2 protein-coding genes are annotated in these 1952 nt (G+C 46.5%); both read right to left on the bottom strand.

The window, feature by feature from the left end:
• Positions 1-70: 70 nt before the first annotated feature.
• The gene (locus AC3WRW_RS32940; RefSeq protein WP_492550428.1) at positions 71-1582 is read right to left on the bottom strand and encodes a stalk domain-containing protein; all 1512 of its coding nucleotides are present in this window, start codon (positions 1580-1582) and stop codon (positions 71-73) included.
• Positions 1583-1622: 40 nt separating this feature from the next.
• The coding region (locus AC3WRW_RS32935; protein ID WP_492550427.1) for a hypothetical protein at positions 1623-1952 on the bottom strand (330 nt) is incomplete at its 5' end.

Raw genomic sequence — 1952 nt, 5'->3', positions numbered from 1 at the left:
GTCTTTTCCTAATTAAACTATTGTTTTCCGTAAGTTGTACGTACCTTGCTAATATAAATTTCATACTTTGTTACGGGCTATCGATCTTTACCGTATGGCTGACCTCATCCCATTGCACAGCCGCTCCGAAAGATTCGGCGATGAACCGAACTGGAACCATTGTCAGATCATTCACCAGTGTGGCTGGTGCGTCCAAATGAATTTCATGTTTATTTATAATGGCCATCTCACTGACAACGACGATCTGGATCACGTTCTGGTTTTTTGTAGCAACAACCGTGGATGTGGATTCATCCCATTCAACTTTGGCTCCTAACAATTCGAAAATCCTTCGCATCGGTACCATAGTCGTGTCAGAAATCAATACAGGAAAAGTGTCAAAAGTAACGGCTACACCGTTCAGTTCTACCTTGATGGTGTCCACATCCTCTGACAGCTCCGACGCATCACTTTTTACCAACACGGGCACTGTTCTCCACCACGGTGTTCCGTCCCCAGAGTACCCGTCCCCCCAGGACCATAACGTTCCGTCTTCCCGGAGTGCCATGACCTTTCCTCCTACACTGCTCGCAGAAATCGTTGTAATGTGTGTTAACCCTTTTACTTGAATAGGGATCAGGGATGCTTCATAGGAGCCATTCCCAAGGGTTGCTCCTTTGCCCGAGCCGTGGGTCCAAACGGTTCCATCTTTTTTTAGATAAACCGGTCCGTGCTGGGTTGCTTGCAGTTCAATTATTTCTTTCATATTTGGTACGGGAGCAGGCTTAGATCGGTTAACCGTAGTTCCATCTCCTAGCCCGCCCCAATAGTTATTTCCCCATGCCCATACCGTACCGTCCTCACGAAGAGCATAGTAGGTACCGGCAGCGACCGCCACTGTCTTTACATGATCGATCCCTGAAACTGGAACAGGTTTGCGCTGGCCGACGACTACTGTTCCGTCAAGTTTTACGCCGATCAGTTCGCCTGAATACCCCGTTGCAACACTCTTAAGATCTGTCCAAGCAGAGAGTTTTTTGGGTGTAGTCTGATAAGGTACGCTGACGAACCCCCAGCCCCAAAGACTGCCGTCTGCCTGAAGAGCGTAGCTGGCGGCGAAATCACCAGTAATCGAGACAATATTCTTCAATTCCTTCAGTTGGAAGGGATTACTCCTGTTGTTATCAACCTTCACCTTTCCGGATCCAGTCACACGCTCTGTAACCGAACCATCTCCGACCTGACCATCTGTATTATCGCCCCAGGACCAGACGCTCCCATCCTTCAGAATGGCGTAGGAATTGGCTTGACCCGTCCCAACAGCCACCACATCTTTTAAATGGGGAACCAGATTTGGAGATGCGACGGGTTCACTGAAGGTCCCTAACCCAAGTTGACCAGCAGCGTTGCCACCCCATGCCCAGAGCGTACCATCACGTTTAATGGCTAGTCGATGGCTGCCTCCTGCCGATATGCCGATCCATCCGTGAACAGCGGTTGATTTTGTCGGAGATCCGGCATCTTCCGCCCGTGCTGTTTTCGTTTGTAGAACGGAGTTGAGTAAGAAAAATAAAATCAGAAACCCGGCTGCAACTTTTTTCACTGTGCTTGTCCCCTTTAACTTTTTTTATATTCTCCAAATATTATTTAATTGCTTTAGCTATGGGCGCGACTCTGCCGTTAAGTATGAGAATGGTGATTTTTTCTCCAGTAACACTCCCTTCTAGATAGACCTTGACCTCACAACCGCCAAGCATGTGACACTCTTTTTGTGATTCACCAATATAATTATATTTTTGGGTATTATCTAGTTCCTTCATGTATTGTAAGGCTTTAGATCTGTTACTACCATTGTGCATGTATTGAATGTAGAGATACCCCCCATAAACAATCGAAATAAAAATTATAAACATTCCCAGCTTTGTAGCATTGCTTTTCAATATTTTCACCTCACAGATTTTCACGATCCTACC

This window comes from Paenibacillus sp. FW126-R14, from assembly GCF_058789495.1.
This window is presented reverse-complemented; position numbering and strand designations above follow the sequence as displayed.